Source organism: Ureibacillus galli (assembly GCF_014836845.1).
GTDB lineage: Bacteria > Bacillota > Bacilli > Bacillales_A > Planococcaceae > Ureibacillus > Ureibacillus galli.
The window spans coordinates 27,268-28,983 of the sequence record NZ_JACSQA010000039.1; the positions used below are offsets into that span (position 1 = coordinate 27,268).

Here is a 1,716-nt window from a genome sequence, read left to right on the forward strand (position 1 = left end):
GAAGTTTTTCACTTCATCACCGTCGATTGGGAATTTCACCCGACCCCGAAGGAATAATTTATTTAATTGAAATAAGGATAACACGAATTCAAGATAATTGCTAATAACTTATTTCAAAATAACACTATTCTTTATGTTTATAGATTTTTACTTTAAGGAAGAATTTATTCATTTGCTTTCAAATAGTGCTTCGTTATAATGGTTAAATGAACAAAATAAAGGACGTGAACGCTTTTGAGCGAAAAAGTAGTAATGGAAATGGGTCAAAAATTTCCTTTAACGATTAAACGATTAGGTATTAATGGCGAAGGGGTCGGGTTTTATAAACGAAATGTAGTGTTTGTAAAAGGTGCCTTACCAGGGGAAGAAGTGACTGTTAAAGTATCGAAAGTACAACGGAATTTCGCTGAAGCGGAAATTTTGAACATTCGCAAACCATCTAAAGACCGCCAAGAACCTAGCTGCCCTGTTTATAATGAATGTGGAGGATGTCAACTTCAACATTTAACATATAGCGGGCAACTAAAAGAAAAACGGGATATGGTCGTACAAGCATTAGAAAAGTACGTAAAGTCAGTTGCTGAAACGACAGATATTCGGCCAACCCTTGGGATGGACAACCCCTGGCATTATCGAAATAAAAGCTCCTTCCAAGTAAGAAAAGAAGGAAAACGGGTTTATGCAGGTTTATATGCCGAAGGGACAAATAAATTACTAAATATTAATGATTGTGCTGTTCAACATCCACTAACTTCAAAAATAACTGTTGGGACTCGAAAAATATTACAAAAGTTAAATATCTCTATTTATGATGGCAAGTCGTTAGATGGATTAGTAAGAACGATTGTTGTTCGTACAGCTGTCCAAACAGGCGAAACACAAGTTTGTTTAGTAACGACACGAAAAGATATACCTCATAAAGAAGAGTTAATCGAGCGTATTTTAAAAGTCGATCCAAGTATCGTTTCGATTACCCAAAATATCAATCGTGAAAAAACATCCCTTATTTTTGGAGATGAAACGATTGGTCTATATGGTAAAGAAACGATTCATGAAAATTTAGGAGAACTTGCCTTTGACTTATCGTCCCGCGCTTTCTTCCAACTTAATCCTGAGCAAACAGTTCATTTATATGATGAAATTAAAAAAGCTGCCCAGTTAACTGGAAAAGAAAAAGTGGTTGATGCTTATTGCGGTGTTGGTACAATCGGTTTATGGCTAGCTCCAAAAGCAAAAGAAGTGCGTGGTATGGATGTCGTTCCTGAAAGTATTACCGATGCAAAGAAAAATGCACGAAACCACGGATATAAACATGTTCGCTATTATACAGGTACAGCAGAGGAATGGTTGGCAAAGTGGAAACAGGATGGATTTATCCCAGACGTCATTACAGTGGATCCACCGCGTACAGGTCTTGCACCAAGCTTTATTAAAACCGTCTTGAAAATTAAACCGAAACGCTTTGTTTACACTTCTTGTAATCCGTCCACTTTTGCAAAGGACTTACAGGAATTAACGAAGTTTTATCATGTGGATTATATTCAACCAGTCGATATGTTCCCACAAACAGCAAGGGTAGAAATCGTCGCGAAATTAACATTGAAAAAGAAATAATAATAGTAAAAAGAGGTACCTATCATGTGAACTGAACCCCAAATAGTGGACACTTTAAAAAAAGTGGACCTATTCGGGGTTTTTCTATTTTCTTCAATGAAC

At 36.4% G+C, this 1,716-nt stretch carries 1 protein-coding gene and 1 riboswitch (1 of these 2 only partly in view); the gene reads left to right on the forward strand.

The annotated features are described in order from the left end of the window. A riboswitch (FMN riboswitch) is annotated at positions 1 to 57 on the reverse strand (it extends 181 nt beyond the left edge of the window). 195 nt (positions 58 to 252) lie between these two features. Continuing rightward, complete coding sequence (rlmD, locus tag H9636_RS17420) at positions 253 to 1,614, forward strand: 23S rRNA (uracil(1939)-C(5))-methyltransferase RlmD (protein WP_404817774.1); 1,362 nt, start codon at positions 253 to 255, stop codon at positions 1,612 to 1,614. Positions 1,615 to 1,716 lie beyond the last annotated feature (102 nt).